The sequence below is a fragment of the Roseibium sp. AWQ4_290 genome (genome assembly GCF_056160985.1).
In genome coordinates this window covers 100,344-126,187 of sequence record NZ_JBSWYG010000010.1, presented here as the reverse complement: position 1 = coordinate 126,187, position 25,844 = coordinate 100,344, and the positions used below count along the sequence as shown (strand labels likewise).

Below are 25,844 nucleotides of genomic sequence, written 5' to 3'. Positions count from 1 at the left end.
GTCCGGGCGGTGGAACAAACCCCGCCGTCCCAGGGGACCATGGCCAAGGTTTGATCTCAAGGCAAGCTGATGGCGATCAACTGGCCTGTCAGGTCAAGCAAGCCCCGAAGGGCGCGCTTCGGGGACTTTTGGCTGTGTTCAAAAGGGACGAGAGGAGCTGTCAGGCAATTGTCACGGTGAGCGGCGGCAGTCCGGCCACACGGGCCACCATTGTGTCGCCGCGCTGCACGGGGCCAACCCCGGCAGGTGTGCCGGTCAGGATGACGTCGCCTGCGGCCAGCGCGAAATAGCTGGAGAGATACGCGATCATTTCCGGGACCTTCCAGATCATCTGGTTGAGGTCGCCTTGCTGGCGCAGGGTCTCATTGACGCTCAGCGTGACCTTGCCGCTGTCCAGGTGGCCGCAGCTGGCCACAGGCACCAGCGGGGAGATCGGGGCGGAGGCTTCGAAGGCCTTGGCGATTTCCCAGGGGCGCCCCATCTTTTTGGCCGTTGCCTGAAGGTCGCGGCGGGTCATGTCGAGAGCCGTTCCGTAGCCAAAGACATGGTCAAGCGCCGTATTGACTGAAATATCTGTCCCGCCGGATTTCAAGGCGACCGCCAGTTCCACCTCATGGTGCACATCCGCTGTTTGGGGCGGATAGGGGAAGATGCCTGAAGCGTCCAGATTGTCCGGGTTCTTCTGGAAGAAGAACGGCGGCTCCCGGTCCGGGTCATGGCCCATTTCCACCGCATGAGCCGCGTAATTGCGGCCAATGCAATAGACCCGGCGCACGGGAAAAAGATCTTCAGTGCCGGAGACCGGAAGGGCGGGGGTTTTCGGCTGCGGGATGACGTAGGTCATGTGTTGAACTTGAACAGCAGCACGTCGCCATCTTTGACCACATACTCCTTGCCTTCATCGCGAGCCTTGCCAGCTTCCTTGGCTCCAGTTTCACCGCCCAGGGACACATAATCGTCATAGGCAATCGTCTGGGCCCGGATGAAGCCCCGTTCGAAATCCGTGTGGATCACCCCGGCTGCGCCTGGCGCCTTGGTGCCGTCAGTGATGGTCCAGGCACGGGTTTCCTTCGGACCGGCGGTGAAATAGGTGATCAGGCCCAGCAGGTCATAGCCGGCACGGATCATCCGGTCGAGGCCGGGTTCTTCCAGGCCGATGGTCTCCAGAAACTCGTCCTGCTCTTCCTTGTCGAGCTGGGAGATTTCCGCTTCGATGGCTGCGGAAATGACCACGGCGACCGCGCCTTCCGCCTTGGCCCGTTCGGCCACCTTGGCCGACAGGGCATTGCCGTCTGCCGCTGAGGCTTCATCCACGTTGCACACATAAAGGACGGGTTTGGAGGTCAGGAGATTGAGGCCCTTGAGAAGCTTGGCTTCTTCCGCGTCGGCTACCTCCAGCATTCGCGCCGGTTTGCCGTCCTGCAGAAGGGCCAGGGCGGCTTCCATGATCGGCTGCAGCACCTTGGCTTCCTTGTCGCCGCCGGTGGCCTTTTTCTTCAAGGGCGCAATCCGGCGCTCCAGGCTTTCCATGTCGGCGACCATCAGCTCGGTCTCGACGGTTTCCGCATCGGCCAGCGGGTCAATGGCCCCGTCCACATGGGTGATATCGTCATCTTCAAAGCAGCGCAGCACATGGGCAATCGCGTCGACTTCGCGGATATTGGCCAGGAACTGGTTGCCGAGGCCTTCGCCCTTGGAGGCGCCGCGCACCAGTCCGGCAATGTCAACAAAGGTGATCCGGGTCGGAATGACTTCCTTGGACTGGGCCACGTCCCGGATGGCGTAAAGGCGCGGATCGGGAACAGCGACTTCACCGGTATTCGGTTCAATGGTGCAGAACGGATAGTTGGCGGCCTGTGCCGCAGCCGTCTTGGTGAGCGCGTTGAAGAGCGTGGACTTGCCGACATTCGGCAGGCCGACAATACCGCACTGGAAACCCATGGGCGTTCGCTTTCGGTTTGTATCTGAAACTGTTGGCGCTACATGCCCGAGGCCGGGACCAAGGTCAAGGTTTGGTGCAGCGAAACTCTTGTTGAGATGGCCTTGGGCATCGGCGCCTGCTTGTGAGAGCTGCCACGGCAGGTTGCATCTGTATTTCTGCGGAAAATCGTGCACTATGGTCAGGTTGCTTGAGAAGATGTGTTTAGACAATTTGAGGATGGCATGGGGCGTGAACGGGGTCTGCAATCTGCCTTGAAATCTTTCCGGAGCGCGGGGCAGATGAAAAAAGCGCTGTTTCTGCTGCCTTTGTTAATCCTGTTTGCGACGATAGAAAGAGGGGCCGCGCAGGACTTCGACCCAAGCGAGCTGACCGGACTCTACGGCCTCGACAGCATCGATCCGGCTTTGCTGGGCGGGCTCAGCACCCGTCAGGTCACCCGGGCCTATATTCCCGATGCGATTGATCTGTCGCCTTTGATGCCGCCGCCTTTGCAGCAGATCCATGGCAGCTGCGTGTCCTATGCCATTGGCTATGCGCTCAGGGGCTATTATGCGGCGCTGGAAAGCGGCAGCGCGCCTGGCCATGTCAATCACACGCCGAGCCCGGCTTTTCTGCATTCGCGCATCCGCAACCGGGCGGACCGCTGTGAAAACAGCGGTAGTCATCCGTTTCACGCTTTAAAGTATTTTGTGAATGCCAGCGTGCCGGACCGGCAGACCGTACCCGAACAGGCCATGTGTACCGGGGCGGCGGAACAGGCGCAGCCCATGGCCGGACGCTTCCGCATCAACCGCTTCGATGCGCTTTATGAGGTGCTGCTTTACAAACGCCGCGCAACCAGCAGGCATCTGGATGCCATCAAGCAGCAACTTGCGGCGGGCCATCCGGTCACGGCGGGGTTCGAACTCTACGCGGCCGGGTCAACCGCGTCCGGCCAGAGCGGGTCCGGACTGCAATATTTGCAGTCGGGTGAAATCTATCAGGGCTCACTGGCGCCGCATGGTCCGAGTGTCGGCAATCACCAGATGGTCTTTATCGGCTATGACGAACGCCGCCAGGCCTTTCTGGTGCAGAATTCCTGGGGCCCGTTCTGGGCCGGGGACGGCCGCGGCTGGATCAGCTATCAGGCGGCAAGGCAGGACATGCGCAATGCCTATGTGATGCGCACCCGGTTCCAGCCGCCAAGGCCCGTGCCGGGCATGGGGCGGACCGGCCGGGAGAGCGATGTGGCCGTGCCCGGAGACACCTGCAGCAAGGTCTATGTGAAGGGTACTGCGGCCGGAGGGGTGCCGCTGCTGGCCGGATTTGTCAGCAGTCCGGCGGCACTGGCGGCTCTGACAGAAAAGCTTGATGCGCGCATCACCAGTGAAATCGACATACGCCCCTGGCCGGTCTGTGAGGTTCTGAAAACCCTCGACCCGCTGCTGGCGGCGCCGTCCCGGCCGGAGATCCGCATGCTGGGTGGCAATACACGCCTGCGCTATGGGGATTCGCTGGCCTTCCGGGTGACGGCGCCCGGCTATGCGTCCTTCCTCTATATCGTCTATCTGCAGGCCGATGGCACGGTGGTTAATCTGTTGCCAAGGCGGGGGCCGCTCCGGGAGTAGGCCAGGGCCGGTGAAGCGTTTCTTTACGGGGACGGGCGCCAGGGCCGGCGCAAGTTTACCGTCAGTCCGCCGGCCGGAACCGAAGCAATTGTGGTGATTGCGGCGCGCAGTCCGCTCCGCCAGCTGGAAGACCTTGAAGACCTAAATGGCGGCCAGTTTCAACTGCCCGCCGGTGCGCAAGGCGCAGACGGTGGCGCCGATGACCGCGTTTTCCTGACGGCTTTGAGGGCCGGAATGGCCGAGCAGCCGGACAGGCAGAGCCTGCCCAGGGACATGTCGGCGGCGGTCTTGCATGTGACGATTGAAGAATGATCCGGGCAAAGGGGAGACTTATGGGCAAACTCTTGACGGGGAAGATCAGGACAGCGGCCTTGCCGTCAAGCCTGAGGGGCTGGCTTTGCACCCTTCTGGTGGCGGGAGGACTGGCAGTTGTTTCCACCTCTTCAGAGCTGGCGGCGCAGACTGTCACCAGCGAGCAGATTGTCGAAGCCCTGCTGCCCAAATCCGCAGAACCGGCTGTCCGGTCCTTCCGCCGCAAAGAGCCAGAGCCTCATCCTTACCGGGGGATCAGCGTCGAGGGCGAATTGCCGCCGGAAGTGGAGTTGCCCCGGATCAATCTGACGGTCAATTTTGAATTTGATTCCGCATCCCTGACCAATGACGGTATCCTGACCCTTCAGGCGCTCGGCGTCGCGCTACAGGATCCGCGGCTCAGGAACATGCGGTTCCAGGTTGCAGGTCACACGGATCTGAGGGGCTCGGCCCAGTATAATCTCGACCTGTCCTTGCGGCGGGCACGGACCGTGGCCGATTTCCTGGCCGCCTTTTACGGGATTGCGCCGCAGCAGCTGTTCCCGGTCGGCTATGGCGAAAGCCGACCGGTGGACCCTTACAATCCGGCCAGTGGCCGCAACCGGCGTGTAGAGATCATCAACGTTCAGCCGCTGTCTTGACGGCGTCACGCCTGCCGCCGCCTGACCGGGCCGGGGCCTTGGAGGCCGGGCTGGCTATTGCAGCCCGGCAGGATCAACAATGCCGCGCTTGCAGCCCATCTTTTTCGGGGTCGCGGCCATCAGCAAATCACCTAGTTCGGACTGGGGCGTGATCTTGCCTTTCAGGCTGATCCAGATCTCGTTGACAAGCGTGCGGTTGCCATCGCGGCTGCACTTGATTTCAACCCGTTCGCCGGTTCCTGCGCCAAAAGACGCATCAAAAGCGGCCCGGATCTCCTCGCCGGTGATTTCCTCCCCCACATTGTTGAAGAAGAGATCGCCCACATCCGACTCGTTCACCAGCCGGGTGAGATAGAGCGTGTCATCATAATATTCGTCGGCGCCGCCCTCACCGAGATAGCAGGTGCCGTGTTTGATCCACTCATGGTGATGCAGAAAGCTGGCGGTCCCGGGCATGGCGGCGCTGAGTGCGTCGGCGGTCTCCGTGTCGATCTCCGGCGCAGGCAATTGCTGCCAGCTGTCCGGCGTGTCCAGCTGTTTCACGCTGTCCGGCACACCGCAATAGGCTTTGTTCCTGGGCTGGGGCCACAGGCCGTGGATGGACAGCTGGCCGGTTGTGTGGGGCAGAAGGCCGTTGTTCAGGTTCCGGCATTCGGTCTTGCCAGAGCGTATTTCACAAAAGGCGGGCTGCCAGCTCAAGGTGAGAAGATTGTCGACCGATTCCGGCCCGTCCTGCTCGACAAGGTCGTCCGTCGGAGGAGGCTGTCGTCCCTCTCCAGTGCCGGCTGCGACTGCGTGCAGGCCACAGGCGGTGGAGACCCAGCGGGATGTGGTGACCGGAGCGTCTTCGATCAGCACCTGGAAATAATCCCCGCCCTCCTTATTGATGCCGAGCATCGGATAGGCCCTGTGTGGCACGGTGGTGATGCTGCCGGGGTTGGTCTGCCGGTTCTTGCTTTGATAGGCCTCGCAGGTGTCTTCGGCGATGAAATAGCCCTCCAGCTTGACAAATGCAGCGGCTGGATAGGTGAAAGACATTGAAACAAAGAAGGAAAAAAGAAAAAAGCGCATCAGTTTTCTCTCCAGAGAAAGAGGGAGACGGTCCAACCGTGACGCCACGGGATGACGATTTTATGACGCGAGCCAGGCTAATTATTCGTGCCTAGATTGTGTTTTGGTTGAGGCGGAGCTCCGCTGGCGCTTGCGCCTCTGAGCAGATTGTGTCGTTCAGGATGTGCCTTTCTCGGCCTGAAATCAAAGACTTCAATGCTCAACACACACTGGTTTGAAATCACATGAACACGTCAGGCTTTAGTCACCGCCCAGAAGCTTTTTGAGCATATCGGCCATGGGGCCGGATTTGGGCAGTTTGGCTGTTTTCGATTGCCGGGCCTGGCGGATATGGCTTTGACCCTTGGGCTTGGAGGCCGGTTTGTCTGCTTTCGCCACAGCTTGCCTGTCCTTGTGGGCAGGGGGCTTGTCCTTGCGCTGCGCTTTGCCCGGATCCAGGGCCAGAGTCAGTTTGTTGGCGAACTGGCTGTCCTTGCCATCGGCCAGAAGCTCCGCATGGTCCGCAATCTGGGTGAGCAGCGGGTCCAGCCAGTCCCGGTCTGCCTTGGCAAAGTCGCCGAGCACATAATTTGCGACGACCTTCTTGTCCCCAGGATGGCCGATGCCAAGACGCAGGCGGCGGTAGTCTGCGCCGATATGGTCGGTCATGGAGCGCAGGCCATTGTGGCCGCCATGGCCGCCGCCCTTTTTCATGCGGAATTTGGCAGGCGGCAGGTCCAGTTCGTCATAGAGAACGATAATGTCTTCCGGCTCCAGCTTGTAGAACCGCTGCGCTTCGCCGACCGCGCGGCCGGACTCGTTCATATAGGTGGAGGGTTTGAGCAGCAGCACTTTCCCGCTGCCCAGCCGGCCTTCGGAAACCTGACCCTGAAACCGGGCCCGCCAGGGCTGGAAGGAGGAATGGCGCCGGTGGATCTCATCGACGGCCATGAAGCCGATATTATGCCGGTTGCCTTCGTATTTCGCGCCCGGGTTTCCAAGGCCGACGATCAGTTTCATGGCACACCCTTCTTCTCACCACCGGATATGAAAAAGCAGCCGGAACCGGCTGCTCGGGACTGGAGGCGTCGGCCGCCTCCAATCAGAGTGTCGGAAACAGCAGAGCTTATTCGCTGGCTGCTTCTTCGCCGTCTTCGGACGCTTCGTCGTCGGTGTCCTTCATGCCGGCCGGGGCCGCGATGGTCGCGATGGTGAAGTCGCGGTCCGTGATCGTCGGCTGGCAGCCTTCCGGCAGTTTCACAGCGGAAATGTGCAGGCTGTCGCCCGGCTGTGCCTTCGCAAGGTCAAGCTCGAGAGCTTCCGGGATGTTGTCGGCCGGAACGGTCATTTCAACCGTGTGGCGCACAACGTTCAGAACGCCGCCCTTCTTGATGCCCGGGCAGGTTTCTTCGTTGAGGAAGTGCACCGGAACTTCGAGGGTGAGCGTCGCGCCTTTGGCAACGCGCAGGAAATCGACATGCAGGACATCATCGCGCACCGGGTGCAGCTGGAAGTCCTTGGCGATGACCTGGTGTTTTTCACCGTCGACATCGATCACGCCGATATGGGTCAGGAAGCCGCCCTTATGCAGGGTGATGGTGGTTTCCTTCACCGGAATGGTGATCGGCAAAGCGGGTTTCTTGTCGCCGTAGATCACGGCAGGAAGAAGGCCTTCGCGACGCAGTGCCCGTGCGGCCCCCTTGCCCACCCGGTCCCGTGCCGACGCCTTCAGCTCATAGCTGGCAGCCATGGCAAAACTCCTTGAGTGTATGGTAACGGACCGGCGAACCAGCGTCTTAAAGCGATGCAAAGTGTCCGGGATCGGTCCAGAAGCGCCTCCTCCAGGGGTGCAGGCGCGAGCGCGCGTATACCTGAAAAGCCCCGGGGATGCAAGCGTCCGCCCGTTTTTGACTGTGCGGGGTGGGGCGAGGGGGGATATCTGTCAGCGGGCGGTGGCCTGTCAGAGCCTGGCCTTCTTGGCAAAGGAAGCACGCCAGGGTTCTGCCAGTACATCGAGACCGGCAAGGGCCTTTGCGGTTGCAACATCCAGTTTGGGATTGAACCTCGCCAGGATTACCTCGTCAAGAGGCCAGCAGGGGCAGGGGCGCTCGACAAGTTCCAGTGTGTCTCCGGCCTGGAGCCGACCGGTTTCAAGGATGCGGACATACCAGCCGGTTTTGCCGGTTTTTTGAAACGCGGCCGCCATGGCCGGATTGCCGGTGTGCAGGTTGAGTTTCCAGCAAGGCTGTCGCCCCTGGGAAATCTGCAGGCGGACCGGGCCGGCTGCCAGGATGTCGCCAATACAAAAGCTGCCTTCCGTTGCTCCGCTGAGCGACAGGTTCTCCCCGAAACCGCCTGGCTGGAAGATGTCCGCAAAACCGGGAAAGGCCTTGCGCCAGTCTTCATAATGCTCCGAAGCATATAAGTGCAGAGCTTTGTCCGGGCCGCCATGAACTTCAAGATCAGCTTGACGGTCGCCTTCCAATCCTTCCCGGGACAGAGCCACCGTCCCCGGAACGCGGCTCTTGCGGATTGCTGACGGAGCCTTGTCCGCCCAGCGGTGTTCCGGTGTGCCTCGATAAAGATCAAGAATGTGGGCGGTTGCGGTCAATTTAGGTGTCCTTGCCTATCCGGGAGCGGGCGGCGGAAAATGTGCCGGACAGGCCCTTGTGCTTCTTCTGTGCCGTGCAGGCCTAAGAGCGCCAAGCATTTGCCTTCGCAGCTGAATTCGAAATACCGCAAAATCGAGGCGTCATGCAACAAATTTTGGCTAGGGACTGTCCTATTGCAATGCGGAATTTCTGATTAATAGAAGTATAAATTTGATTTCTGTTGTAAAAAATAACAATATTTTCAATCTATGCATGCAAAAAAATATAGATATATCACTTAATTATTTTCTTATACATATAATTTTAATTGGATTTGTCCACTGTTGTCGAGGAGAAACTTGGGAGTAAGGAATGAAACGCTTTTTTTACACTACTGCAGCGGTTCTCTTGTTTGCCGGTGCAGCATCAGCAAATGAGTTTGAAGCCGAGCTGAAGACACTTGCATCAGAGCGCATTGCCGAAATCGCTTCTTCTGCAGAAGTGGTTGCTGCTGTGAAAGCACAAAATGGTGAAACCGGCTCTTATGATCAGGCGAAGATCGACGAGCTGGACAAGGCGTGGCGCGCGGAAGCAGAAGCGGTCGATCAGCCGATGATCGATGCCATTCTGGAAAAGCCACTTTCGGTTTACCTTGCTGACATTCAGGAAGGCAGCGACGGTCTGTTCACGGAAATCTTTGTCATGGATGGCAAGGGGCTGAATGTGGGCCAGAGTGACGTAACTTCCGACTACTGGCAGGGCGATGAAGCCAAGTGGCAGAAAACCTATTCTGTCGGCAAAGGCTCGGTTCATGTGAGCGACCTGGAAGAAGATGAGAGCAGCCAGACCTTGCAAAGCCAGGTCAGTGTTCCGGTTGTTGACCCGGACAGCGGGGAAGCTATCGGGGCGGTCACGTTCGGTGTAAACGTCGAAAACCTCTGAGAGCGCCCGGGCGGGAAGGAGGCGCGCCTTCCCGCTCTGACGCGTGGTGCGGTCATGCGCACCGAAAATTGTCTACCATTTTGAACTTGATCAACGAGATGGTGGTCAACCGGATCCGGTTGAACATCCGTTGGTCTCATCAGGAGACGGCTGTGAAAGTTGCGGCGAAACTTCCTGCGCTTGTGCTTGGCATAGCGCTTTTGTGTTCAGCTGGCGTGGGGGTTGCCAGTTATGTGTCCGGGGCGAACACTGTTCGCGGGCAGGCGGAACAACGGCTGATGGCGCTTGCGGAAAGCCGCAGGGACAGCCTGATCGATTTTTATCAAGGTAAACTGAAAACGCTTGAAGGACATGGCCAGGGCAAGACGCTGCGGGCAGCCTACAGCGCGTTCGACTCAGCCTGGAAGAAATACAAGGACAAGGCGTCAGCAACGCTGACGAAGATCTATGTCACCGACAACCCGCATCCCGAAGCGGAGCGGGATCAGCTCGTGAAAGCGGGCCGCAAGCCTTATGACAAGGCCCATGCGAAACATCACACACCTCTGCGCGACTTTGCAGATGCCAATGGCCTTCCCGACCTGCTCCTGGTGAATCTGGACGGGGACGTCATCTATACGGCCCGGAAGATGGGGGACTTCGGGGTCAATCTGAAAGAAGCTACCTGGCAGCAAACGCCGCTCGGACTGGCCTATGACAAGATTGTGGCCGGTCAGGACGCAACAGTCCTGTCTTATGATCCGGTGCCCTATGCGGCCAAGAACGGCCAGCCGACAGGCTTTCTCGCAGCGCCGATCCTGGTCGGGAAAAAGACCATCGGCATGGTGGTTTATGAAGCCCCTACGGACCAGATCACGACATTGCTTGGCAAGTTTGCAGGCCTTGGAGAGACCGGAGACAGCTTTCTGATCAACCAGAAAGGACTGGTTCAAAATGACAGTTTGCGCACGGCGGACACCTCTGAGCTCCTGAGCGATCAATATACAGGGCCGGAAGTCACGGCGGCCCTCGGAGGCAGCAAAACCTTCACGCGCCTTGCGGATTTCAAGGGCCGTGATGTGTTCGCGGCCATCGTGCCGCTCGCCGCGCTTGGCAACCAATATGTCATGGTGGTGGTTCAGGATGCCGCAGAGGTGCTGGCGCCGCTCGCCTCCTTGCGGTTCTGGATCTTTTTCATTGCGATTGTGTGCGCCATTGTCGCCTGCCTGTTCGGCCTGCTGATGGCGCGGAACCTGTCCGGGCGGATTTCGACCTTGAGCCAGGTCATGAATGTGCTTGCCAGTGGTGATACCAGTGTCGAGCTTGAAGAGCAGTCCGGCAAGGATGAGATCACCGAAATGGCAGCCTCTGTCAGTGTGTTCCGCGACAATGCGGTGGAGCGGGAGCGGCTGGAACAGGAGCAGCGGGAAGCCGCTTTGACGCAGGAGCAGCAAGCCGAAGCCGTCACTGCGTTGATTGCCGACTTCCGGCAGGAAGTCACCCAGATGCTGGATGCGGTCTATTCGAACAGCGAACAGATGCGGGAAGCTGCGCAGGATCTCAACAGCGTTGCGGATGAGACGGCGGGCGAAGCGACCAGTGCATCCGATGCCTCCGGCACCGCCTCCACCAATGTTCAGACTGTGGCGTCGGCGTCTGAAGAACTGTCTGCCTCGATCCATGAGATCCGGCGGCAGGTGGATGCGACCACGGAGATCGTGCGCAGCGGCAGCGAAGCGGCGCAGCAGACCAATGCCAAGATCGAAGGGCTGGCGGAAGCGGCCCAGCAGATCGGTGATGTGGTCAGCATGATTTCCGCCATTGCCGAGCAGACCAACCTGCTGGCCTTGAACGCAACCATTGAGGCGGCCAGGGCCGGAGAAGCCGGACGCGGGTTCGCGGTTGTGGCTTCGGAAGTCAAGGAGCTGGCGACACAGACCGCCAAGGCGACCGAAGAGATCGAAAGTCAGATCTCTGAGGTTCAGTCAGCCACCAAAGAGGCGGTGAACGCGATTGCCGGTATCACCGAAACCATGAGCCAAGTGGATCAATATACCGGAACCATCGCCGCGGCGGTCGAACAGCAGGGCGCGGCAACAAACGAGATTTCCGGCAATGTTCAGGAAGCGGCCAGGGGCACGCAAAGCGTGGCACAGACGATTGTTTCAATCTCTGAAAAAGCGCGGGTCACCAGCTCCTCGGCCACTCAGGTCCTTGATGCTTCGACGGATGTGAATGAGCGGACCACGGAATTGCGGGAACGTGTCGACCGGTTCCTGAACGCTGTGGCCAGCGCCTGACGGCAAGGGATCAGAAGATACCGGAATATAAGGGCAGCGGTTCAGCCGCTGCCCTTTTTTGCGCCCGGTTGATGGCAGGTGTCAGCCTTCGTTGGGGGCGTAGCTGCTGGGATCGACGCTCGCAGGCCTTCCCTCCAGGGCCAGCCGGGTCTGCCTGGGAGGCGCCTTTGCGATCACCTTGCCCGCCTTGACGACGCTCAGCCGCGTGGCTTTCAGGCGGATGGCTTCGATCGTATTGCGGGCCTGCAGCAAAACGAAGTCGGCCTTGCAGCCTTTTGCGAGGCCATAGCCCTCCAGCCCCATGGCCTTTGCCGGGTTGGCCGTCACGCAGTCATAGCAGTAGCGGATCTCGGCGCGGCTAGTCATTTGCGCCACGTGAAGGCCCATGGAGGCGACGTCCAGCATGTCGCCGGAGCCCATAGAATACCAGGGGTCCATCATGCAATCGTGGCCAAAAGCGACATTGATGCCATAGGCGCGCAGTTCCGGTACCCGGGTCTGGCCCCGGCGCTTGGGATAGGTGTCGTGGCGCCCTTGCAGCGTGATGTTGATCAAGGGGTTGGCAATGGCATGAATGCCGGCTTCGGCAATCAGCGGCAGCAGTTTGGACACATAGTAATTGTCCATGGAATGCATGGAGGTCAGGTGCGAGCCGGCCACGCGGTCCTCCAGGCCGAGACGCCGGGTGTGATAGGCAAGGGTCTCGATGTGGCGCGACATAGGATCGTCCGTCTCGTCGCAATGCATGTCGACCCTGAGGCCGCGTTCGGCGGCAATTTCGCACAGCCTGGCGACCGACCGGGCCCCGTCTTCCATGGTGCGCTCGAAATGGGGAATGCCGCCGACAATATCGACACCCATATCGAGGGCGGTCAGAAGGTTCTTTTCCGCGTTCGGCGAACGGTAGAGCCCATCCTGGGGGAAGGCGACCAGTTGCAGGTCGATATAGTCCTTGACCTGGTCACGCACTTCCAGAAGGCCCTTGACGCCGGTCAACCGGTCGTCACAGACATCCACATGGCTGCGGATGGCGAGAAGCCCCTGGGAAACAGCCAGGTCGCAATATCTCAGCGCCCGCTCCACGACCGCCTCGACCGTCAGGATGTCCTTCAGCTCGCCCCAAAGGGCTATGCCCTCCAGCAGGGTGCCGCTTGTGTTAATGCGCGGCAGGCCAAGGGAAAGCGTTGCATCCATGTGGAAATGGCTATCGACAAAGGGCGGTGACACCAGTTGGCCGCCAGCGTCGATCCGTGTCCCGGCTTCGGCCGTAATTCCGGCCTCGGCGGCCTCGATCCGACCGTTCCGGCAGGCAATGTCGATGCCGGTCCGGCCATCGGGCAGAGTTGCGTTTTTGACAATCAGATCAAAGCTCATAAAGCCCTCTTTCTAAACAGCTCCAAAGCCGGAGGGTTGGATAAGTCCGGTGCGAGCCTGGACAGAGACATGTTGCAACGGGTTGTTTTCATGCAAGTTCCAGCGCAAGGCCGGTGTTCTCCTTGGGTGGAATTCCTCTAGCGCTGTCCCTTGAAATAGGGCACCAGCAGCGCGCGCGGATAGTCCGCCCGGCGGGCAACGACAATAAGGGCCGCGATGGACAGAAGATAGGGCATCATCAGGAACACCTGCCCGGGGATAACGCTGCCGATCTCGGTCTGGAGACGGACCTGAAAGGCGTCGAAGGCCCCGAAAAGGATCGCGCCAATCAGAGCCTTGCCCGGCCGCCAGGAGGCAAACACCGTCAGGGCGATGCAGATCCAGCCCCGGCCATTGACCATGCCGAAAAAGAACGCGTCAAAGGCGGACATGGTCAGGAATGCGCCACCCAGAGCCATGATCGCGGATCCCGCCACCACCGCGCCCATGCGGAGGGCATAGACGGACAGGCCCTGGGAGGCCACGGCAGCCGGATTGTCGCCAACCGCCTGAATGGCGAGGCCAAGGGGCGTGCGGTAGAGCACATAGGCGGCGGCCAGCACCAGGGCGAGGGCCAGAAAGGTGAGGGGCGTTTGCTGGAACAGGGCCGGGCCGAGAAAGGGCAGATCGCTTAGAACGGGAATGTCCAGCGGCTGGAAAGCCTCGATCCGGGGCGGGGAGGACACATCCGGCAGGGCCGTGCGGTAGATGAAATAGCTCGCCGATGTGGCAAGCAGCGTTACGCCGATGCCGGACACATGCTGGGACAGGCCAAGCGGTACGGTCAGGATCGCATGGATCAGACCGAACAGCCCACCGGCGCAGGCGGCCACCAGAACGCCGCCCCACAGCCCGGCGCCGAGCCAGACTGCCATCCAGCCCGCCATGGCGCCGGCGGTGAAAATGCCCTCAATGCCAAGATTAAGCACCCCGGCACGTTCGCAGATCAGGGCGCCGATAACGCCGAAGATCAGCGGTGTGGCAATGCGCAGGGCTGCCGCCCAGAAATTCGCGGACAGGAGAATGTCGAGGATCTCGGTCATTGGGCAGCTCCTTTTGCTCCGGGCGCTCCGACAATGCGGATCTTGAACCTCAAGAACAGGCCGGAGACGAGCACACACAGGAGCGCCATGGCGACGATCAGGTCTGCTAGATAGTTGGAGACGCCCGTGGCGCGGGACATGGAATCGGCGCCGACAAAAATGCTGGCAATGAAGAGGGCGGCGAACACCACTCCGATGGGGGACAGACCCGCCAGCATGGCGACCACAATGCCTGAATAGCCGAAGCCGGGGGACAGATCTGCCGTAAGATACCCTTTGAGCCCTGCGACCTCGCCGACACCGGCCAGTCCGGCAAGCGCCCCGGACAGGAGCCCCACACGGATGAAGGTGGCCGTGACGGGTAGGCCCGCATGGCGTGCGGCAGGTGCATTCTCGCCGACGGCCCGGATTTCAAAGCCCCAAACCGTGCGTTTGAGTAGAAAATAGACACCGAGCGATGCGGCCAGCGCAATCAGCAGTCCGGCATGAATGCGCATGCGGTCCATGAGTTTGGGCAGCGCCGCCTGATCCAGGATCGGTTCCGATTGCGGCCAGCCCATGCCCATCGGGTCTTTCATGGGACCTTCCAGCATCATCTGCACAAATAGAAGGATCACAAAGTTCAGCAGCAGCGTCGTGACGACCTCATCAACGCCGAGCCGGGTTTTCAAAAGTGTCGGGCCGAGCATCACCAGCCCGCCCGCCAGAGCCCCGGCCAGAACAACGAGCGGGATCAGCACATAGGACGGGCCGGATACCAGACCAGTGCCAACTGCGACAGCGGCCAGGGCCCCGGCATAGAGCTGGCCCTCAGCACCGATATTCCACAATCTGGCCCGGAAGGCGACGGCTGCGGCAAGGCCGGTCAGGATCAGCGGGGTGGCCCGGGTCAGCATCTCGGTGAAAGCAAAGAGCGAGCCGAAGGCGCCAGTGACCATCAGGCCATAGGCACTAACCACTGAGAGGCCCGCAAAGGCCATTGGAATGGCGGCCAGCACCAGCGCGGCCAGAGCAGCGGCAAGCGAGACCAGCAGCATGCGGGAGACGGGAACCGGGCCTCTGGGTTCGAACCGGATCATGCGGCGTCCCTTCCATTCTGCCCGGCCATGCGCAGCCCGAGCGTGCCGCGGTCCAGGGTTTCGGTGGTGTCTGCCGGGGAGAGGCGGCCCCGGTGAATGACGGCGATACGGTCTGACAGGCGCATGAGTTCGTCGAGATCTTCAGAAATCAGCAGGATCCCGGCGCCGCGTTTGCGGGCGGCCAGAAGGCGTTTGTGGACATCGGAGGTCGCGCCGACATCGAGGCCCCGGGAAGGCTGGGCGGCCAAAACCACCAGGGGGTCCCGGTCCAGGGTCCGCGCCAGCACGATTTTCTGGATATTGCCGCCGGACAGTAGCCGGGCGGGGCTGTCTTCCCCCTGACAGCGGATGTCATAGGCCTCGATCAGGCGCCGGGCGCGGGCGCGCATGGTGGCAAAGCGCAACAGGCCAAAGCGCTGGGTCTCCGGCTTGCGCAAGGCTTCAATCGCCAGGTTCTCCGACACGCTCATGGCGCCGACAATGCCGTCATGGTGGCGGTCTTCGGGAATGCGGGCGAGGCCACAGTCGATCATCGTACGGGCATTGGCTCCGGTCCTTGAGGTGCCGTCCAGTGTCATCGTGCCGGAGGTGACCGGTTCCAGTCCTGACAGCACCCGTGCCAAAGTGGTCTGGCCGTTGCCGGAGACCCCGGCAATACCGAGAATTTCGCCAGCATGAAGGTTCAGATCTATCGCTTGCAGCGCATCGCGGCCGCTCCCGGCACACACCTTGTCGAGCACAAGCAGCGGCGCCCCGGGGGCGCCGGGCTCGCGCACAGTTTCCACGATTGCGTGGCCCACCATGAGTTCGGCCAGTTTTCTGAGGTCGCACTCGGCGGTGGGCAGGTCGGCCACTTTCCGGCCGCCGCGCAGAACCGCGACGCGGTGGGAGGAGGCCATCACCTCGGCGAGCTTGTGTGAGATGAAAATGATACCAAGGCCATCTGCGGCCAGCTTGGTCAGGGTCTGGAACAGGGTGTCCGATTCTTGAGGCGTCAAGACAGCTGTGGGTTCGTCCAGAACCAGCACCTTGGCCTCCCGGTAAAGGGCTTTGAGGATTTCCACCCTCTGTTTCTCGCCAACGGAAAGCTCGGAGATCCGGGCGTCCAGCGGCACGGCGAGGCCCGAGCGGGTCATCAGGTTTTCCAGCTTGCGGCGGGCAGGGGATCGGGCGGAGGTGAGGGCGGACAGGCGCTCCGTGCCCAGAAGAATATTGTCGAGGGCGCTGAGGTTTTCGGCAAGCGTGAAATGCTGGTGCACCATTCCGATCCCGGCTGCCAGCGCAGCATGGGGCGAGCCCGGCTCAAGTTCGCTCAGGCCACCGGCACCGGGGGCGACCAGAACCCGGCCTTCATCGGCCACGTAATGGCCGAAGAGTATGTTCATCAAGGTGGTTTTGCCGGCGCCGTTTTCCCCCAGGAGTGCCAGGATCTCTCCGCGCTTCAGGGTTAGGGTCACATCGCCATTGGCCGTTAGGGCGCCGAAACGTTTTGTGATGCCGTCCAGCTTCAGAACGGTCTCCGCATCGCCGCGGGAGTTCGCTTGGGCGTGGGACGTTTTGTGAGGGGCACCCGCATCCGCTTGGGCGCCGGTTGTGTCGGGTCCCGTCATGCGGACCTCCAGAAAGGTTCGGAGCGCCGCTTGAGGCGGCGGAAAAAAACGGTCCGGCGGCTGAGAGGGTCAGCCGCCGGAGTGGCGGGCCGGGCCCGAATTTACATGGTCGACTTCGGTTCGCTGTCATTCACGTTGACGCGGAAAAGGCCATCCAGGATTTCCTGCTCCTTGGTCTTCGCTGCGGACACCGCGTCTGCCGGAGCCAGGGTCTCATCGACAACAAAGCTGCCGCCGCCATAGGACATGAAGCTGAAAGGACCGAAATCGGCCGGTTCGAAGGACTTGTCCTGAACGGCGGCAATGGCCCGGTCAATGGTCGGCTCCATATGCCACAATGCGGAGGACAGGATGGTGCCTGGATAGTCGGCGGAGGTGTCGATGACGTTGCCGATGGCCAGAATGCCTTTTTCCTTGGCCGCATCAGAGACGCCGAACCGTTCCGCGTAGAGAATGTCGGCGCCCTTGTCGATCATGGCAAAGGCGGCTTCCTTGGCCTTGGGCGGGTCGTACCAGGAGTTGATGAAGGTCACGAGGAACTTCACATCCGGATTGACGGCGGTGGCCCCGTCCATGAACGCATTCATCAGCCGGTTGACTTCCGGGATCGCGTAGCCGCCGACCATGCCGATCACATTGGACTTGGTGCTGGCCCCGGCAATCATGCCGGAGAGATAGCTCGGCTCGTGAATCCAGTTGTCAAAGACGGAAAAATTCGGCTTGGCCGGTCCGAATGATGAGCCCATCAGGAAAGCGGTGTCAGGATATTCGGCGGCCACCTTGCGGGCCGCGCGCTCCACGGCAAAGGCTTCGCCGACAATCAGGTCCATGCCCTGTTCGGCATATTCGCGCATCACCCGTTCATAGTCGGTATTGGCGACATTTTCAGAGAAGGTGTAGGTGATGTCGCCGCGCTCCTGGGCGGTTTTGAGCGCCTTGTCGATCCGGCTGACCCATTGCTGTTCGACCGGAACGGTGTAGATGGCTGCGACCTTGAGCGGCTCTGCGGTGGCCGGTGTCAGCGACAGGCCTGTGGTGACTGTGACAGCCAGTGCGGCCGACAGCAGGGCCCTGCGGAGCCCGGAAAACGGTTTTGAATTGAGCATCTGAGTCCCCTGGAACAAGTTATGCATCAAAATTTGATCACATAATACGCATGCCCACAAGATGGGCATGGGGTCTCGGGTGCGGTTTTTTGAACAATTGGGAAAAATCTGGACAGGAGTTGTCCAGGAACCGGCGGGCCAGAGCTGTGCGCCGCGCTGCAAGGGATCTGGAAACGCCGGAAGCTCCGGCGTTTCCATGAGACCGTGCCAGGATCAGTTGAACAGGCTCGAAACCGATTTTTCCAGAGCTGTGCGGTTGATCGCCTCGCCCATCAGCGGGGCGATGGAAATTGCGCGGATGTTGGTTGCGGCGGTGATTGCTGCGGTCGGCTCGATGGAATTCGTGATCACGAGTTCCTTCAGCTTGGAAGAGGTGACCCGGGCCACGGCCCCGCCGGACAGAACGCCGTGGGTGATATAGGCTGTCACCGATTCAGCGCCTTTAGCCAGCAGCGCCTCGGCGGCATTGCAGAGCGTGCCGCCGCTGTCGACAATGTCATCAACCAGAATACAGTCGAAGCCGTTCACATCCCCGATGATGTTCATGACTTCCGATTCTCCAGGCTTGTCACGGCGTTTGTCGACAATGGAGAGGGGGGCGTCGATCCGCTTGGCCAGGGCCCTTGCCCGAACCACACCGCCCACATCCGGGGAGACAACCATCACATTGTCGGTCGCATAGCGTTCCTTGATGTCGCGGGTCATGACCGGGGCGGCGAACAGATTGTCCGTCGGAATGTCGAAAAAACCCTGAATCTGACCGGCATGAAGGTCGAGCGTCAGGATTCGGTCGGCTCCGGCCTCGGTGATCAGATTGGCTACCAGTTTGGCGGAAATCGGGGTCCGGCCGGAGGCGCGCCGGTCTTGGCGGGCATAGCCGAAATAGGGGATGACGGCCGTGATGCGGCGGGCGGAAGACCGCCGCAACGCGTCGATTATGATCAGCAGTTCCATCAGGTGGTCGTTTGCCGGATAGCTGGTCGGCTGCACAACGAAAACATCTTCGCCGCGCACGTTCTCCTGAATCTCTACGAAGATTTCCTGGTCGGCGAACCGCCGGACCTGGCATTTGGCCAGTGGAACATCCAGATAATTGGAAATTTCCTCAGCCAGGGCTCGGTTGGAATTGCCCGCGACGATCTTCATGAGCCGCAAGTCCCTTCTGGTGCGACGCCGGTGTGCAGGCAAGAGGCGCTGCAAACACGCGGAAAAGGCCTAGGTCGTGTCGAGTGCCGGAAGCGGAGAGTCGCGTGCAACCCCCAGCAGGCGGCGGCGTTGTAACAATCAAGCAACCGGACCACAACAGGAGATAGGCTCTGTGCGGCTGTTTTTTTGAATTTTCATGACGCGGGCAGGTATTTAACCGGCAAATATATCATTGACGGTTGAGCCAAGCCTCCAATTCAATCAAGGAGCGTGCGGCAATGCGGGACAAGGTGCCGTTGCCGACCGCTTGCCAGGGATCGCCGGACGCGCCGCCTGTCTCTTCGGTGCCGGAGATTCGTTTCACGCGGCGGCCATTGGCGTCAACAACATCAAAGACATAGAAAAGGGTGCCGTTTGAAGGCTGCCCGGTGGCCGCCAGATAGCCGTTGACCCGGTAGGTGGCCGTGGCACCAACCCGGCGGACCAGCTGGATGTTCCTGGAACGGGCTTCACGTCCGATCATTTCGGACAATTGGTCGGCGATATTGCCGGGCGCCCCGGTAAAGGGTTCAAATGCAAAGGTCACTCCGTCTTCCGCGGTCTGGGGCGCGGCAATGGACGGGGTGGACACCTGCCCGGACACGGGTGCGGGCGGCTGGGGGGAGGACTGACAGGCGGCAAGAGCCCCGAGAAGAACAAGGCCTGCCAAAGGGCGCAGGACCGGAAAAAATGTCTTGCTGGTGTATGCGAGCATGAAAGGGTCGGGCTCTCTTCGTCGGTATCTGGTCGGCCGCGTCCCCGTCAGCCTTGCTAAATCAGGCCGCCGGAGCGCAGAAGTGATCTTGGTTTAGCCTGACTTGACCGGCAGGTCGAGAGGCAGCTTTGACAGGCATTCCGGGGCGCCATCACCGGTCAGGTAGGTCTGACCGAGCGTCATGGCGGTGTCAGTGGTCGAATCCATCAAGATCATATGCATGAAGATGACCATATTGGGTTTCACCTCGGCCGGATTGGCGCGGTAGGCCATCGGCGCGTCCATCCAGCTCGGGGTAAACCGCGCTCCGAGCGAATAGCCGCAGGCATTCAGCCGGTGCTGCATCAGGCCGTGGGCATCCACGCGCTCCGCATGGGCATCGAAAATGTCGCCGAAGGTCTTGCCCGGTACAAGCTGGGTTTCAACAGCCGCCAGGGCTTCGCGGGCCGCAACATACATTTCCTGGTGCCGGTCGGTCGGGGTGCCGACGACAACGGTGCGCATTACCGCAGCGTGATAGTGCCGGTAGCTGCCGGCCCATTCCAGGGTGATCTGGTCCTGCGCGGACAGGATCCGCCGTCCTGCCTTGTAGCGGCACAGCAGGGCGTCATGGCCGGAGCCGATGATGAATTCATTGCCGGGATAATCGCCGCCGCCTTCGAAAATCGCGCCCTGCATGGCGGCCAGAATCCGGCCTTCATCTGCACCAGGACGGATTTCGCCCATGGCGGCGTGGTAGGCCTGATCCGCCAGGTCTGCCGCCTTGCGCACATAGGTGATTTCCTCGGCGCTCTTGATGGCCCGCAGGTCCGGGATCAGCTGCGAGGCATCGCCGATATCGGCAAAGCTGGTGAGTTCGGCATTGAGCTGGAGCGCCGTTTTTCCCGTCATGCCATGGGTGTCATATTCGATGCCAATCCGGCTGCCGAGCAGGTCCATGTCGAACAGCATATCCTTGAGCTGGCCGACGGGGCTGGCGGCGCCCCGGTCGATCCAGATGCGGATGTCGGAGATGTTGGAGGTGTGCCGGGCCTGCCGCTGGTCGGCGGACCGGGTCAGCAGCACTTTGCGCCCGTCCCGCGTGACCACAAGGCATTGGAAAAAGCAGAAACCGAACGTGTCGTAGCCGGTCAGCCAGTACATGCTTTCCTGGGCGAACAGCAGCATCGCATCCAGTTTTTCCGCGTCCATGGCGGCTTTCAGCCGGTCAAAGCGGGTCTCGAATTCGGCATCGGAAAAATGCAGGGCCATGGGTGTCCTCACGGATGGGAAAAGGGGCAGTGTTTAAGGGGCGGTTTCCAGGCTGATGGCGCTGATCTGGCGGCCATAGTCCGGTTCCTTGCGGTGGGTTGTGCGCCGGTAGGAAAAGAACCTGGTTTCGTGAGCATAGGTGCACAGGTTCAGGTTCTCGACGCCGGCAAGGTCAAGGTCGTGCAGACAGCCGGTGATGAAAGCCGGCAGATCGAACAGGAAATGGCCGTCCCGCCCGGACGGCTTGAAGTAGCGCCCATGGCCCTCGAACACTTCCAGAAAGCGGATGTGGAACTCCGGGCCAACTTCATAGGCGGATTGCGAGATGGTCGGCCCCAGAACCGCGATGATGTTTTGCGGGGTCGCGCCAAGGCTGGTCATGGCAGCAACCGTATTTTGCAGAACCCCTGAAATCGCACCCTTCCAGCCCGAATGGGCGGCGCCGATGACCCTGGCTTCCGGGTCGGCGAACAGGACCGGGCCGCAATCAGCCGTCGCAACGCCGATGGCCAGCCCCGGCGTGTTCGTGACCAGGGCATCCGCCTGCCGGTCATCCCCGTCTTGCCAGGGCCGTTCCACAATGATGACATCGGGTGAGTGGATCTGGTGGGGGGAGACGAGACAGTCGGCGGTCACGCCAAGGGCGCCGGCAACCCGGCTCCGGTTCTCAAGGACCTTGGTGCGCTGGTCACCCGAGCCCAGGCCGATGTTCAGGCTTTTGTAGATCCCGCCTGACACGCCGCCTTCCCGGGTAAAGAAGCCGTGCCGGAGGCCGTCCAGTTTCAATCCTTCTGCTTCGATCATGTCAACCGGTCCTGAGTGAAGCCCCGACAGGCTGCGGGCTTGGGGGAATCGGGTCTCTTGGCTGAGATCCTTGAAGGCATCATGGGGTGCTGTCAAACGGAGGGAAAGCCTCAGGCCCGCCACTGATGGCCAGCACCTTGAAAAGCTCTCCCATCTGATCGGGGGCGGCAAGGCGTTCCACAGCATCGCGGATGGCCTCCTGTTCCTGGTGGGACTTTCCGGCGCCAAGCTGCCCGGCCCGTTCCAGAAGCCCGGAGCGCAGCAGAAAATCGGCTTGGGTCAGCGGCGGGTGCGCCGTCGCGCCTCCGCACTCAGCTGCTTGCGCCAAGGCTTCGAAATTCACATGGGCCGTCAGATCAGCCTCCCCAGGATGGGCAAGAATGTCATCAAAAGCATGGCGGAAAAGGGCCTGCAATGTGTCGCCCGGTGCGGTTTTCACATAGCCATAATCGATGATCAGCGCGGCGCCGCCCTGGTCGGCCAGCCGTTGGCCCAGGGACTGGGCAATCGCGTTGGCCGCCGGCTGGGTTTCCAGGATGGTGCCTTGCGGACTGTCTGCGGCCGCCGCCGGGATCTGCTCATCGGCAAGACGGGCCGGGCCGGTGCCAAAGGCCAGGTCTCCATCGGCGGAGAGGCCGATCACCCGTTCGTGCCAGCCGTCTTGTGTCCTGAGGAACTGATGGATCGGCAGGGCATCGAAAAATTCATTGGCCACCAGCAGGACCGGCCCGCCGGGAAGCGTGTCGAGAGTGTCATGAAATTCGGGGCGCAGGGGGGCGCTGGCCAGTGCCGTGTGCTGCTGCGCGCGCAGGCGCGGGCTGGTTTCCACAAGGTGAAGCGTTGCGGCATTCAAAAAGCCCGGCCGGAGCTTTGCGACCCGCAGGAGGTCCGCCATCAGCGTGCCCCGGCCCGGGCCCAGTTCCACCAGACGCACCGTGTCCGGGGTTCCCATGCTGGCATAGGCGGACAGGCAGGCTGCGCCGACCAGCTCGCCAAACATCTGGCTCACCTCCGGGGCAGTGATGAAATCGCCTGCCCGGCCGAACGGCTCACGTGCCGTGTAATAGCCGGACCTGGGATCTCCCAGGCAGAGCGCCATGAACCGGGCAACGGACATGGGTCCATCCGCCCGGATCTGGGTCTTGATCCTGTCGCCAAGGGCGGTCAAGAGGTGCGGTCCCCGGAAGGCTTGCGGGCGGCCCAGATCATGGCGGCCAGACCGGCCAGAATCATTGGCAGGGACAGGAGCATGCCCATGGTGAGAAAACCGGCCAGATAGCCGATCTGGGCGTCCGGGACCCGGTAGAGCTCGGCAACCGACCGGCCAATTCCATAGCCGCAGGCAAAGGCTCCGGCCATGAACCCCGGCTTTTGCAGCAATTTAAACCGGGCGCTCAAAAGGCGCAGCACCAGAAACAGAAAAACCCCTTCGAGAGCGGCCTCATAGAGCTGGCTGGGGTGGCGGGGATCCGGTCCGGCGCCCGGAAACACCATGGCCCAGGGCACATCGGCCGGGCGGCCCCATAGCTCACCATTGATGAAGTTGGCGATACGGCCGAAAAAAAGCCCGATGGGGGCAGCGCAGCCGGCCAGGTCAAACAGGGTCCAGACCGACAAGCCCCGCCGCCAGGCAAACAGCAGCATGGCAATCACTGTTCCGGTAAAACCGCCATGGAAGGACATGCCGCCGCTCCAGACCGCGAAGGCTTCCAGCGGATTGGCCAGATAATAGGCGGGATTGTAAAACAAGACATAGCCGATCCGCCCCCCCAGGATAATGCCAAGCGTTCCCCACAGAACAAAGTCGTCGAGATCGAGCGGTGTCGGCCGTTTGACGCCGGCCCAAAGCCTGTCGTTCAGCACCAGGGCGCGCATGTAGCGCCAGGCCAACAGGATGCCGGCGATATAGGCCAGCGCATACCAACGCAGCGCAAAAGGCCCGAATTCGATGAGGACGGGGTCAATGGCCGGATAGGGCAGAACAAAAACAGTCGGCACGGCAGGTCCTTTGCAATCGGCCCGCTTGATCAGCCTGGCCGGAAACGGTCGGCGCAACGCTTGCGCCATCTTGCTGCGTCCGTCAAGCGCGGCACGGGTCAGGCGTGCGGACCTTCGGTGCCTGCGGCGGAATTGGCTCTTGAAGTTGCGGCCATTCCCCCATACCTCTGACACAACACAAACCTTTTGCGCACAGGAGGGTTGCATGACCCAGGGCCCGAACCGCCTTCTTGATGATTTCGCCAAGCTGATGACCGATGCCGCCGGTGTGGCACAGGGCGCCCGGCGCGAAGTGGAAACCGCCTTCCGGGCGCAGGCCGAACGCTTCCTGTCCGATATGGACATGGTGTCCCGGGAAGAGCATGAGGCCGTAAAGGAGATGGCCGTGCGGGCTCTGGACCGGATTGAAGAGCTCGAATCAAGGCTTGAAAAGCTGGAAGCGGGGGCGCCTGCTGCGGACGGAGAGGCTTGAAACTGGTTCTGTGACGGCGGTGTGACAGGAAACTGTTGATTGTTGATGACAGAAATAAGACGGGCAAACGCGGCGGAAACGCAAAGTTTTTAAGCTGAATGCTGAAAAAACAGGCCGAGTCGTCCACAAGTTTTGGCTTTTTTGTTCGAAGTGATGTGTATCCCTTAAAACATTCCTGATCCTATACTCGAAGTTAACAGGGATTCGTCGGAGCAAGACGGAACCGGTTCGCGACCTTGAAGAGCCAGCATAGGACGTTTTGCTCCTCCGGCATGGGACTTATCCCGGCGGCCCACCCGGTTATCCTGATCGGGTATTCGGCCCCGGCTCGAAAGGGGAGAAGGCATCATGAGCCTCATCGAGATCGAATTCGAGCGACCTGGCAATCCCGTCGACACCATAGAGACCGTAGCTGCCTTGAACGACTGGGCTTTCGAACGCTCGGACGAGGACGAGATCACCATCTCCCTCGGAGGAAGCTGGTGCGACTATCATGTCTCCTTCTCCTGGATGGAAGATGTCGAGGCGCTGCATCTGGCCTGTGCTTTTGATCTGAAAGTGACGGAGCCGCGCAAGACCGAAATCGTGCGCCTTCTTGCCCTGATCAATGAACAGCTCTGGATGGGGCATTTTGATCTCTGGCACAAAGAGAACGTCATCATGTTCCGCCAGTCTCTGCTTTTGAGCGGGGGGGCGGAAGCGTCTTCAGCCCAGATTGAAGCCATGCTGACAAATGCACTTGAAAACTGCGAGCGTTTCTATCAAGCCTTCCAGTTCGTCGTCTGGGCGGGTCACTCCGCCACAGAGGCTATGAATTCGGCCTTGTTTGAAACCGCAGGGGAAGCATGAGTTTTTCCAAAGACCGTCCTTTTGTTCTTGTCGGAGCCGGCAAAATGGGAGGAGCGATGCTGTCGGGATGGATGGCGGATGGGATTGACCCGGCCGCCGTCGTCATCTGTGATCCTGGCCTGTCCGATGAGATGGACACGCTGTTGAAAGCCCATGGTGTCCGCCATGTGACGTCCCTCCCGGATGATCTGAAAGCAGGAACGCTGCTGTTGGCAGTCAAACCGCAGATGATGGAGGCGGTGCTGCCTAGCCTGGCCAGTGCGGTGCTGGAGGACACGCTGGTCATGTCGGTGGCAGCCGGAACGCCTGTGTCCACCTTTGTGTCGGCCTTTGGGGACGTTCCGGTGTGCCGGTGCATGCCCAACACGCCTGCCATGGTCAAGCGTGGCATCACGGCGGTTTACCCGACGGAAAATGTCTCTGAGGCGCAGAAGCAGGACGTAACCAAACTGCTGTCGGCCGTTGGCAAGGTGGTCTGGCTCGACAGCGAAGACCAGATTGATCTTGTCACCGGTGTCAGCGGGTCCGGGCCAGCCTATGTGTTTTATCTCACTGAAGCCTTGAGCGAGGCGGGCAAGGCCGCCGGGCTTCCTGGCGAGATTGCCCATGAGCTGGCGGTTGCCACAATTTGTGGGGCGGGCGAACTGATGTATCAGTCCGGAGAAAATCCGGCCATCCTCAGGCAGAACGTCACCAGCCCGAATGGCACAACGGCCGCAGCGCTCGATGTTCTGATGCATCCGGACGGACTTCAACCGGTCATGACCCAAGCCGTTGCTGCTGCCGTGAAACGGGCGCGGGAACTGGCGGAGGAGTAGGTCCTTCTTTGACTGGCGTTCCTCCCGGCTGGCCTCTCTGGCCGTCTGGGAGTGGCCTATTTTATGATGTGCACGGAAAATGCCGCCGGAGTGCACAGTCTTTGCCGGGCTGCGGCGCAGCGTCACCCTTTCCGCGC

The 25,844-nt window shown here is 60.9% G+C and carries 25 protein-coding genes; 8 read left to right on the top strand and 17 right to left on the bottom strand.

Going from position 1 to position 25,844, the window contains the following annotated elements:
- Positions 1-160 precede the first annotated feature (160 nt).
- Positions 161-844, bottom strand: coding sequence for a fumarylacetoacetate hydrolase family protein (locus tag ACXAH0_RS12035; protein WP_475191476.1), 684 nt, complete (start codon positions 842-844; stop codon positions 161-163).
- The gene (gene ychF, locus ACXAH0_RS12030) at positions 841-1,941 is read right to left on the bottom strand and encodes a redox-regulated ATPase YchF (RefSeq protein WP_475191475.1); all 1,101 of its coding nucleotides are present in this window, start codon (positions 1,939-1,941) and stop codon (positions 841-843) included. Before ychF ends, ACXAH0_RS12035 begins: the two co-directional genes overlap by 4 nt.
- A 279-nt stretch (positions 1,942-2,220) precedes the next feature.
- Between ychF and ACXAH0_RS12025 the strand changes: the two genes are divergently transcribed.
- The 3 genes from ACXAH0_RS12025 to ACXAH0_RS12015 all read left to right on the top strand — a co-directional run bounded on the left by ACXAH0_RS12025 (position 2,221) and on the right by ACXAH0_RS12015 (position 4,502).
- On the top strand, positions 2,221-3,549 hold the full coding sequence (locus ACXAH0_RS12025) for a C1 family peptidase (protein ID WP_475191473.1): 1,329 nt from the start codon (positions 2,221-2,223) through the stop codon (positions 3,547-3,549).
- A 90-nt stretch (positions 3,550-3,639) separates the two neighbouring features.
- Positions 3,640-3,861: a hypothetical protein gene (locus tag ACXAH0_RS12020; protein WP_475191472.1), complete on the top strand. Its 222-nt coding sequence runs from the start codon at positions 3,640-3,642 to the stop codon at positions 3,859-3,861.
- A 20-nt stretch (positions 3,862-3,881) separates the two neighbouring features.
- Entirely contained in the window at positions 3,882-4,502 is a 621-nt protein-coding gene (locus ACXAH0_RS12015) for an OmpA family protein (protein ID WP_475174858.1), read from the top strand.
- A gap of 54 nt (positions 4,503-4,556) precedes the next feature.
- On the opposite strand, the gene ACXAH0_RS12010 is transcribed toward ACXAH0_RS12015, so the two are convergent.
- The 4 genes from ACXAH0_RS12010 to ACXAH0_RS11995 all read right to left on the bottom strand — a co-directional run bounded on the left by ACXAH0_RS12010 (position 4,557) and on the right by ACXAH0_RS11995 (position 8,163).
- Positions 4,557-5,573 (bottom strand): ribonuclease T2 family protein, encoded by a 1,017-nt coding sequence (locus ACXAH0_RS12010; RefSeq protein WP_475174855.1) that lies wholly within the window; start codon positions 5,571-5,573, stop codon positions 4,557-4,559.
- A gap of 240 nt (positions 5,574-5,813) precedes the next feature.
- Complete coding sequence (pth, locus tag ACXAH0_RS12005; protein WP_475174853.1) at positions 5,814-6,572, bottom strand: aminoacyl-tRNA hydrolase; 759 nt, start codon at positions 6,570-6,572, stop codon at positions 5,814-5,816.
- A gap of 106 nt (positions 6,573-6,678) precedes the next feature.
- The gene (locus tag ACXAH0_RS12000) at positions 6,679-7,302 is read right to left on the bottom strand and encodes a 50S ribosomal protein L25/general stress protein Ctc (protein WP_475174852.1); all 624 of its coding nucleotides are present in this window, start codon (positions 7,300-7,302) and stop codon (positions 6,679-6,681) included.
- Between the two features lie 210 nt (positions 7,303-7,512).
- The gene (locus tag ACXAH0_RS11995; RefSeq protein WP_475174849.1) at positions 7,513-8,163 is read right to left on the bottom strand and encodes an MOSC domain-containing protein; all 651 of its coding nucleotides are present in this window, start codon (positions 8,161-8,163) and stop codon (positions 7,513-7,515) included.
- A gap of 352 nt (positions 8,164-8,515) precedes the next feature.
- On the opposite strand from ACXAH0_RS11995, the gene ACXAH0_RS11990 reads away from it, so the two are divergent.
- Entirely contained in the window at positions 8,516-9,085 is a 570-nt protein-coding gene (locus tag ACXAH0_RS11990; RefSeq protein WP_475174848.1) for a hypothetical protein, read from the top strand.
- A gap of 152 nt (positions 9,086-9,237) precedes the next feature.
- A complete protein-coding gene (locus tag ACXAH0_RS11985) occupies positions 9,238-11,364 on the top strand; it encodes a methyl-accepting chemotaxis protein (RefSeq protein ID WP_475174845.1) in 2,127 nt (708 codons plus the stop codon).
- 81 nt (positions 11,365-11,445) lie between these two features.
- Here ACXAH0_RS11985 and ACXAH0_RS11980 read toward each other — a convergent pair whose 3' ends face one another.
- The 11 genes from ACXAH0_RS11980 to lgt all read right to left on the bottom strand — a co-directional run bounded on the left by ACXAH0_RS11980 (position 11,446) and on the right by lgt (position 23,568).
- On the bottom strand, positions 11,446-12,738 hold the full coding sequence (locus ACXAH0_RS11980; RefSeq protein ID WP_475191469.1) for an amidohydrolase family protein: 1,293 nt from the start codon (positions 12,736-12,738) through the stop codon (positions 11,446-11,448).
- A gap of 137 nt (positions 12,739-12,875) precedes the next feature.
- A complete protein-coding gene (locus tag ACXAH0_RS11975) occupies positions 12,876-13,820 on the bottom strand; it encodes an ABC transporter permease (RefSeq protein ID WP_475174840.1) in 945 nt (314 codons plus the stop codon).
- A complete protein-coding gene (locus ACXAH0_RS11970) occupies positions 13,817-14,899 on the bottom strand; it encodes an ABC transporter permease (protein ID WP_475174837.1) in 1,083 nt (360 codons plus the stop codon). The genes ACXAH0_RS11975 and ACXAH0_RS11970 overlap by 4 nt, the downstream gene beginning before the upstream one ends.
- Positions 14,896-16,509, bottom strand: a complete 1,614-nt coding sequence (locus ACXAH0_RS11965) for an ABC transporter ATP-binding protein (protein WP_475174834.1) — start codon at positions 16,507-16,509, stop codon at positions 14,896-14,898. The genes ACXAH0_RS11970 and ACXAH0_RS11965 overlap by 4 nt, the downstream gene beginning before the upstream one ends.
- Positions 16,510-16,610: 101 nt before the next feature.
- Complete coding sequence (locus ACXAH0_RS11960; RefSeq protein WP_475174832.1) at positions 16,611-17,615, bottom strand: BMP family protein; 1,005 nt, start codon at positions 17,613-17,615, stop codon at positions 16,611-16,613.
- A 213-nt stretch (positions 17,616-17,828) separates the two neighbouring features.
- The gene (locus ACXAH0_RS11955; RefSeq protein WP_475174830.1) at positions 17,829-18,761 is read right to left on the bottom strand and encodes a ribose-phosphate pyrophosphokinase; all 933 of its coding nucleotides are present in this window, start codon (positions 18,759-18,761) and stop codon (positions 17,829-17,831) included.
- Positions 18,762-18,990: 229 nt separating this feature from the next.
- Positions 18,991-19,515 carry a hypothetical protein gene (locus tag ACXAH0_RS11950; protein ID WP_475174828.1) on the bottom strand — a complete coding sequence of 175 codons (525 nt, stop codon included), beginning with the start codon at positions 19,513-19,515 and terminating at the stop codon, positions 18,991-18,993.
- A gap of 93 nt (positions 19,516-19,608) precedes the next feature.
- Complete coding sequence (locus ACXAH0_RS11945) at positions 19,609-20,766, bottom strand: M24 family metallopeptidase (protein ID WP_475191465.1); 1,158 nt, start codon at positions 20,764-20,766, stop codon at positions 19,609-19,611.
- Between the two features lie 33 nt (positions 20,767-20,799).
- Positions 20,800-21,570, bottom strand: a complete 771-nt coding sequence (gene pgeF / locus ACXAH0_RS11940) for a peptidoglycan editing factor PgeF (protein WP_475191464.1) — start codon at positions 21,568-21,570, stop codon at positions 20,800-20,802.
- 79 nt (positions 21,571-21,649) lie between these two features.
- On the bottom strand, positions 21,650-22,738 hold the full coding sequence (locus ACXAH0_RS11935) for a class I SAM-dependent methyltransferase (RefSeq protein ID WP_475191462.1): 1,089 nt from the start codon (positions 22,736-22,738) through the stop codon (positions 21,650-21,652).
- A complete protein-coding gene (gene lgt / locus ACXAH0_RS11930; protein WP_475174821.1) occupies positions 22,735-23,568 on the bottom strand; it encodes a prolipoprotein diacylglyceryl transferase in 834 nt (277 codons plus the stop codon). The genes ACXAH0_RS11935 and lgt overlap by 4 nt, the downstream gene beginning before the upstream one ends.
- Before the next feature lie 205 nt (positions 23,569-23,773).
- On the opposite strand from lgt, the gene ACXAH0_RS11925 reads away from it, so the two are divergent.
- From ACXAH0_RS11925 to proC, 3 genes are all read left to right on the top strand, one after another.
- Positions 23,774-24,040, top strand: coding sequence for an accessory factor UbiK family protein (locus ACXAH0_RS11925; protein ID WP_475174820.1), 267 nt, complete (start codon positions 23,774-23,776; stop codon positions 24,038-24,040).
- A 348-nt stretch (positions 24,041-24,388) separates the two neighbouring features.
- The gene (locus tag ACXAH0_RS11920) at positions 24,389-24,889 is read left to right on the top strand and encodes a type III secretion system chaperone family protein (RefSeq protein ID WP_475174817.1); all 501 of its coding nucleotides are present in this window, start codon (positions 24,389-24,391) and stop codon (positions 24,887-24,889) included.
- Complete coding sequence (proC, locus tag ACXAH0_RS11915) at positions 24,886-25,707, top strand: pyrroline-5-carboxylate reductase (protein WP_475174815.1); 822 nt, start codon at positions 24,886-24,888, stop codon at positions 25,705-25,707. The genes ACXAH0_RS11920 and proC overlap by 4 nt, the downstream gene beginning before the upstream one ends.
- The last annotated feature ends 137 nt before the right edge of the window (positions 25,708-25,844 follow it).

Bases quoted from the DNA above. Each gene is read 5' to 3' on its own strand.
- ACXAH0_RS12035 (WP_475191476.1), bottom strand. From the start codon at position 844: ATGACCTACGTCATCCCGCAGCCGAAAACCCCCGCCCTTCCGGTCTCC.
- ychF (WP_475191475.1), bottom strand. From the start codon at position 1,941: ATGGGTTTCCAGTGCGGTATTGTCGGCCTGCCGAATGTCGGCAAGTCC.
- ACXAH0_RS12025 (WP_475191473.1), top strand. From the start codon at position 2,221: ATGAAAAAAGCGCTGTTTCTGCTGCCTTTGTTAATCCTGTTTGCGACG.
- ACXAH0_RS12015 (WP_475174858.1), top strand. From the start codon at position 3,882: ATGGGCAAACTCTTGACGGGGAAGATCAGGACAGCGGCCTTGCCGTCA.
- ACXAH0_RS12010 (WP_475174855.1), bottom strand. From the start codon at position 5,573: ATGCGCTTTTTTCTTTTTTCCTTCTTTGTTTCAATGTCTTTCACCTAT.
- pth (WP_475174853.1), bottom strand. From the start codon at position 6,572: ATGAAACTGATCGTCGGCCTTGGAAACCCGGGCGCGAAATACGAAGGC.
- ACXAH0_RS12000 (WP_475174852.1), bottom strand. From the start codon at position 7,302: ATGGCTGCCAGCTATGAGCTGAAGGCGTCGGCACGGGACCGGGTGGGC.
- ACXAH0_RS11990 (WP_475174848.1), top strand. From the start codon at position 8,516: ATGAAACGCTTTTTTTACACTACTGCAGCGGTTCTCTTGTTTGCCGGT.
- ACXAH0_RS11980 (WP_475191469.1), bottom strand. From the start codon at position 12,738: ATGAGCTTTGATCTGATTGTCAAAAACGCAACTCTGCCCGATGGCCGG.
- ACXAH0_RS11975 (WP_475174840.1), bottom strand. From the start codon at position 13,820: ATGACCGAGATCCTCGACATTCTCCTGTCCGCGAATTTCTGGGCGGCA.
- ACXAH0_RS11970 (WP_475174837.1), bottom strand. From the start codon at position 14,899: ATGATCCGGTTCGAACCCAGAGGCCCGGTTCCCGTCTCCCGCATGCTG.
- ACXAH0_RS11965 (WP_475174834.1), bottom strand. From the start codon at position 16,509: ATGACGGGACCCGACACAACCGGCGCCCAAGCGGATGCGGGTGCCCCT.
- ACXAH0_RS11960 (WP_475174832.1), bottom strand. From the start codon at position 17,615: ATGCTCAATTCAAAACCGTTTTCCGGGCTCCGCAGGGCCCTGCTGTCG.
- ACXAH0_RS11955 (WP_475174830.1), bottom strand. From the start codon at position 18,761: ATGAAGATCGTCGCGGGCAATTCCAACCGAGCCCTGGCTGAGGAAATT.
- ACXAH0_RS11950 (WP_475174828.1), bottom strand. From the start codon at position 19,515: ATGCTCGCATACACCAGCAAGACATTTTTTCCGGTCCTGCGCCCTTTG.
- ACXAH0_RS11945 (WP_475191465.1), bottom strand. From the start codon at position 20,766: ATGGCCCTGCATTTTTCCGATGCCGAATTCGAGACCCGCTTTGACCGG.
- pgeF (WP_475191464.1), bottom strand. From the start codon at position 21,570: ATGATCGAAGCAGAAGGATTGAAACTGGACGGCCTCCGGCACGGCTTC.
- ACXAH0_RS11925 (WP_475174820.1), top strand. From the start codon at position 23,774: ATGACCCAGGGCCCGAACCGCCTTCTTGATGATTTCGCCAAGCTGATG.
- ACXAH0_RS11920 (WP_475174817.1), top strand. From the start codon at position 24,389: ATGAGCCTCATCGAGATCGAATTCGAGCGACCTGGCAATCCCGTCGAC.
- proC (WP_475174815.1), top strand. From the start codon at position 24,886: ATGAGTTTTTCCAAAGACCGTCCTTTTGTTCTTGTCGGAGCCGGCAAA.